Here is a 6,080-nt window from a genome sequence, read left to right on the forward strand (position 1 = left end):
GGGAGTGCCCGGTCGGCGTCTAAACCTCGGTGAGTTTCATCGAGGTTTTTCGCTGTCTGGAGGATACAAAAAATCAAGGAAAGTGCTTCAGCCCCCATTGATCGTAGCCATCCCCTACTGCCTTTCGTCCGCCTTCGCAGTAAAATTTTCTTCTTAACACATCAAATGCCTGATTCGGCTGCTCTGGATTAAGGACATGTCGTCCGATGGGCCGCGCTACTAAATCTGCTAACTGTAAACCTGCTGAGTTACTCGCTTTTGCCGCCATGCGGATGCTAAACGGTAAGTCATGCTGATATTTATTATCACCATCACAAATACGGCGAAACTCCAGTTCCAATTCGTCGTCTTCCTTTGCACCGCGTTTCTCAACGATGACGTGGGTGACGAGATCTTCCTGACCCTTCTCTTTGACGAGATCAAAGAGCGTCTCTAAACAGTGACGTAGCGCCAAATGGTACGGGTTATCCTGCTCATCGCGACTACTTAATCGATGCTTTTCGATGACGCATGAGGCGAGGATGAAGTTGCTGTCGTCAATTAACGTGCTCAGACGTCCCATGAAAGCCTGCTTGTCGGCCCTGTTCTTAAACAGCCTGAAATCGCCTTTCTCCTTGCGAATTTCGTGCTCATGTAGGATGACCAAATCATGGCCGAAATAATCGAATTTCAGCTGTTGCAGTGCTGGCACGACGCTCGACAGATAGTGCCCCTTGTAGAAAATACAAAAGGCCAGCACGAAGACCGGATAATTGGGGTCGATATTAGCCATACCGTGATCGCCGCTTTCATCGACGTAGACGACGAAGTCACTGAACCTACGCTCTTTGCCAATAGTGGGCGGCACTGCTTCACAGCTTCTGGTCATTACTAAATCCCTTCAACATCCATTCCGTGCTCGGCTAGCCACAGTTTGCGCGTTTCATAGTCAGGCATGGCACGCTCTAGCCGTAGCCAGAATTCTTCGGAGTGGTTGGGTTCATGGAGGTGAACCAATTCATGCACAACAACGTATTCAGCGATGCGAGCGGGAAGCAGGATGGTTTTCCAGTGAAAGTAGAGCATCTCACCCTTGCCACAGGAGCCCCAGCGATAACCCAGATCCTGCACTTTAATACCGGCGGGTTTTACTTCCAGCCGAGCAGAAAAGACCTTTACGCGTTGCCATAGCCACTGTTTACCTCGCTCGCTGTACCAGCGAATGAAGTGACGCCGTGCCTCTGGCCGAGCGTCCTGACGTAGATGAAAGCGCCCGTTGAGCCATTTCAGTGGCGTCTCTTGAGCTTCTACCAGATTCAAGCGGTGATGACGGCCAAGATATAAAAAACCCTCACCCTGCACATAGCGTTTGATACGAATCTGTTTCTGCATCAGCGCCTTTTCGGCCAGCTTTTTGTAGATCCATGGCTGTTTACGCCGCACGAAGGCTTCTAGTCTCTGCGGGTTAGTGTCCGGTGGCGTGGTCAGCACCAAGGACTGATCGCGTTCGACCGTGAGTTGCAGCGTTCTACGCTGAGCGCTTTCGCGCACGGCAATCGTCAGATCATCTACTTGTAGCGTCATGACTGCTCCAGCTTATAGCTATTCGCCTTGGCGAGGTCGCGCAGCTTGTCCACTAAGGGCTCGATTTGCTCCAGTTCCAGCAGTTCACTCTCATAAATAAACTCGGACAACTCACCTTCAAGCGCTTCCTGCATGGAGCGTCGATGTGGCTCCCAAAAGTTCGACGTCTTCACCTCATGGCTAATGTGCTCAACCAAATGTTCGGTGAGTTGAACCAGGTCGGATTGGGTAGCTAGGTCGGGTGGGGTATCGCCACATTTAACTTCGCGTAGCATGCGATAGAAAGGCAGATAGGTTTCGGGTACATCGGGCAGCCCTTCTTCGTGACGGGTGCTACCGCTATTCACTTCGTCAATGATGGCCTGAAGCGCCGTAATAAGCGCGTCCCACTGCCCGGCCAGCCCATCCAGAATCTCCTTGAGCCGCTCGCTGAGCTTACCGTAGTACACGGGGTCTTCATCCAGCTTTTCGCTCACTTGGCTGCGAATGGCGTGCTCCATTTCCGAGGCAACGGCTTTTTTGACTTTCTTGGCTGACTCTTCGCTATCTAGGCCGTAGCTGGCGGCTTGGTCGCGTACCTGATTCAACTGCTGACTAAACTGTGCATCGGTCAGATTGACCGGCGCGATTTTCGGATCAATGCCCAGCGAGATCACGTGGTCGTCGATCAACTTTCGCACCTTGGCGCCGATGTCCTTGCCCAGCACGGTGCTGTCGCGATAGCGGCGGCGTGCCTGGGCATAGATCATCGCTAGCGCCTTGGCATCGGCAGTAAACGGCAGCGCCTCTGGGCGTGGTAGCACCGTATCAAGGCTCTGCATAAAGGCCTTGAGCTTGACCCCGAATTCTTGGCGCACACGCTCACTATCGAGCGCCTGAACGCAGGCCTCGACATCGTGTAAATCTTCAATACCCCTTGAGCGCAGCACATCCACCGCGCGCATATGTCGGTCACGCAGTGCTGGAATCTCATCCTTCAAGCTGCGAAGCGCGCCGTCGACATCATCGTCGCTATAGGCCGCCAGTGCCTCTTTGAGATGATTGGCGACGCCGTAATAATCCACCACAATGCCCACCGCTTTTCCGAAACCGGTGCGGTTGACGCGGGCAATCGTTTGCAGCAGCTCGGCCTCCTGTATTGAGCGGTCGAGATACATCACGCCTTCGATGGGCGCATCAAACCCGGTCAGCAGCATAGACTTGACGATCAAAAAGGCCAACGGGTCGGTTCTGGATTCGTATTTTTCCCTGCTCGCCAGCAGCGGCTTTTTGAAGCGGGCGATCGCTTCATCCTGCCGAGCGCGGTCGGTATGAGGTTGCCATTCGGAGCCATCATTATTACTACCGGAAACGATGGTGGCGAACTCCAGTCGTGCTAAAAGCTCGCGGTAGCGCCACGCCTGAATGCGCGCCTGTAGCTTTGGCGTCTTGCGCAAAAGTGCCTCATCATCCAGCGCTTTCAATTCAGGGCTGAGCTGGTGAGCTTCTTCAAGCAGCTGGTCGCGGGCTTGTTCAAAGGCCGCCTTGTAGCGCACCGCTGCCAGACGGCTGTAGCCCACCACCTGCGCTTTAAAGCCGTTAGGTAGAATGTGGGTGACGTAGTGGCGCAGCATGTCCTGCGCCTTCTCCTCAATAAGCTTCGTCGCCTCCAACACGTTGCCTTTGGTGGCGTACTTCTGCTTGATGGCTTCCAGCTCTTCCGGGGGCCTGTCGGCAAAGAAGTCCTCGAACAACTCGTCGAGGCTGCTACCATCCTTCACCGCACCCTGTACGGTGCGGCCCTCGTAGAGAACCGGGACGGTGGCACCGTCCGCCTCGGACTCGCGGATGGTATAGGTATCAATGAACTCGCCAAAGATCTCGTGGGTACGCTTTTTCTCGCCCATGATGATCGGCGTGCCGGTAAAGCCGATGCGTGCGCAGTTGGGCAAGCCTGCCTGCAAGTTGGCGTGTAGGTCGCCTGCTTGGGTACGGTGGGCTTCATCCACCATTACCAGGATATCTTGACTGGTATTGAGTTGGTCAAAGTCACTGACCTTGGCCTTGCTTTCGGCATCGCGATACTGCTGGATCATCGCGAATACCAGCCCAGGCCCCTCTTGGCGCAGTATCTTCTTGAGCGCTTTACTGTTATTGGCCACATGCACCAGATCACCGCTCAGCGAGGCAGTCGCGGAGAGCTGCTTTTGCAGGTCGATACGGTCGGTGATAACTACAATCTTGAAGCGGCGCAGTGACGGGTCGGTGCGCATGCGGCGTACCAGAAACATCATGGTCAGCGATTTACCCGAGCCCTGGGTGTGCCAAATGATGCCGCCGCGCCGGTCGTGTTCGCCGTCTTCGCTCCGTGTTTTGCCGTGGCGCAGCCGGTCGATGGCCTTCACTACGCCGCGATACTGCTGGTAACGGCACACCAGCTTGATGGTCTGCCCGCCGGTGGTCATGAACAGCGTGAAGTGACGCACGATATCCAACAGGCTAGTGGGCGCCAGCATGCCCGCTACGGTGCGCTGCTGGGGCGAGAGCTTGGTCACGTCGAGCGCCTTAGCAACGTCGGTTTCACTCTGATGCGGGTTTTCCGCACTCGCCACTGTTTTCCAGGGCAGGTAGTGGCTTGCGCCCGCGCCGATGGTGCCCACCCGGCAGTCGTCGAAGCAGGTGGCCATCAACAGTTGGTTAGTGTTGAACAGGGCTGGCGAGCCTTCGTGATCGCCCGCCTCGCCATTGGCAAAGCGCTGGTCGCTGTAGCGGCGTAGCTGATCGATGGCCTCGGCCATAGGTTCGGCCAAATTGGGGCTCTTACACTCGATCACCACCAGCGGAATACCATTCACCATCAGTACCAGATCAGGAATGATGTGCTGCTTCGCCGTATCGTGGCCCGGTGGGCACTTCACCTTGTACTGGTTGATGACTGTAAAGCGGTTGTTTGCCGGGGTGTCCCAGTCGATATAGTGAATAGCGCGCGAACGGCCGCCGTCCCAATCAGGTAAGCCATCGACTACGAAGCCTTCGGTGATTAGTTCGGTAGCGACGCGGTTGGCTTCCATTAATCCAGGCGCGGCAATCCGCGTTAGTGCAGACACTGCCGCACTCACCCGCTCGTCATCCAACCATATGCCTCGCGAGCCATCGGCATGCTTGCGGGTATTGATTGCCTTTAGCTGCTCGCGCAATACATCGCCCTGTACCACCTCAGCAAAGCTACCGCGCCCGGTGGCTGCAGGGTCGTCCAGGCTGCCCTTGTAATAGATCCAGCCCATCGCTACCAACTGGTCGATCAACGGTTGTTCGCTGAGTTGAAACTCCGGCCCCATCAGGCCTCTCCTTATTGGTTAGCTCGCGCGTTGCTGCCCGATCAGGTTGGTGACCCGGACTCGACCGGTCAGCAGGTCGTCCATCAAGCCAATTTTTTGTTTTTTTAGTTTTTCTAAAAGCCGCTCTTCCATAGCTAATTTTTCATTACTATCTTTTATGATAGAAGCAATTTTTTCTTGTTCTTCAGCTTGAGGCCAGGCGGTAGAGAACTCTGACATTTCAGCTCGGTTTATTTTAGGGAAACCGCTTCTCATAGAAACTGACTCAGCAAACCGAGAAAAATGCTCACCTAAAATTACAGCCAACAAATATTCCGGCACTATTCCCGTTAGTGGTCTTAATGGGTAAGCATCAGCACTGCACAACCCTTGAAAGTTTGCGAGAACAGCTTTTCGAAGATAAGGACGTATCTTGCTATAGATAACGTCTCCTGGTTGGAAAATATATTTTCCTGAGATAGCACTCTGAGAAGTGGCATCACATTTATTGAGCAAACGCCCAGTTTTAGATTCGATATGATCTGGAGCCACCAAGATCCATTCTCTGTATGGAAAAATCCTTGGATCGACTTGACCAGTTGGAAATTCCACCTTACTTGCCAAGGAATTCCACTCCCACTCCTTCGGAATCCACCCCAGCGGCGAATCCTTATATAGCTCCGGTGCCTTCTCCCAGGGCGGGCGCAGCTTACCGCTGGCGTCAATGCCGCGGGTAAGTAGGTCTTGAAGCAGGCCCTGTTTGACCTGCTGCAGCTTGGCGATAATTGCCTCGGTCTGACGGAGTTGGGTGTCAAGGGTGTCGAGAATTTTGACTATTAAATCTTGCTCTTTAGCTTTAATATTAGGTATTAAACATTTTGCCAGCTCTCCTAAATAAATACCTGCTTGAGCAGTTGCATTGCTACTTTTTAATAACTGCTGTTGAAAGGCTTCATGCCTAATTGCATGATAAAGAAAACGCGATGAGATATTTTTTTTGTCGGGCTTTAGAAAAGCCACGCTTCTTTGAAAAGCAACTTTTTCACCTTCAAAAAGAGCAGAGCGACCCAAGCTGCCTACAACAGTCAGAAGCACGTCATTCTTTTCAAGATTAAACCCTTTTGTTATCGCTTTATATTCTTGTTCCGACACCAATTGGTCATTTTCATCAAAAGAAACGTAAGCGCCCATAAATCGGCACCTACAGCCACGCCCTGAAAT

4 protein-coding genes are annotated in these 6,080 nt (G+C 53.3%); all 4 read right to left on the minus strand.

Translation table 11 applies throughout. The annotated features are described in order from the left end of the window. Nucleotides 1-73: 73 nt before the first annotated feature. From INT21_RS09965 to INT21_RS09980, 4 genes are read right to left on the minus strand one after another with little or no spacing between them, the layout of a single operon-like run. Nucleotides 74-868 (minus strand): DUF3800 domain-containing protein, encoded by a 795-nt coding sequence (locus tag INT21_RS09965; protein ID WP_193085121.1) that lies wholly within the window; start codon nt 866-868, stop codon nt 74-76. A gap of 2 nt (nt 869-870) precedes the next feature. Further along, nucleotides 871-1,563, minus strand: coding sequence for a M48 family metallopeptidase (locus INT21_RS09970; RefSeq protein WP_193085122.1), 693 nt, complete (start codon nt 1,561-1,563; stop codon nt 871-873). Then, entirely contained in the window at nt 1,560-4,880 is a 3,321-nt protein-coding gene (locus tag INT21_RS09975; protein WP_193085123.1) for a type I restriction endonuclease subunit R, read from the minus strand. The genes INT21_RS09970 and INT21_RS09975 overlap by 4 nt, the downstream gene beginning before the upstream one ends. 18 nt (nt 4,881-4,898) lie before the next feature. Next, entirely contained in the window at nt 4,899-6,050 is a 1,152-nt protein-coding gene (locus INT21_RS09980; protein WP_193085124.1) for a restriction endonuclease subunit S, read from the minus strand. Nucleotides 6,051-6,080: the final 30 nt, after the last annotated feature.

Source organism: Halomonas sp. 3F2F (assembly GCF_014897805.1).
In the GTDB taxonomy this organism is placed as follows: domain Bacteria; phylum Pseudomonadota; class Gammaproteobacteria; order Pseudomonadales; family Halomonadaceae; genus Vreelandella.

Coding starts and splice junctions, on each gene's coding strand:
- INT21_RS09980 (WP_193085124.1), bottom strand. CDS start 6,050: ATGGGCGCTTACGTTTCTTTTGATGAAAATGACCAATTGGTGTCGGAA.
- INT21_RS09975 (WP_193085123.1), bottom strand. CDS start 4,880: ATGGGGCCGGAGTTTCAACTCAGCGAACAACCGTTGATCGACCAGTTG.
- INT21_RS09970 (WP_193085122.1), bottom strand. CDS start 1,563: ATGACGCTACAAGTAGATGATCTGACGATTGCCGTGCGCGAAAGCGCT.
- INT21_RS09965 (WP_193085121.1), bottom strand. CDS start 868: ATGACCAGAAGCTGTGAAGCAGTGCCGCCCACTATTGGCAAAGAGCGT.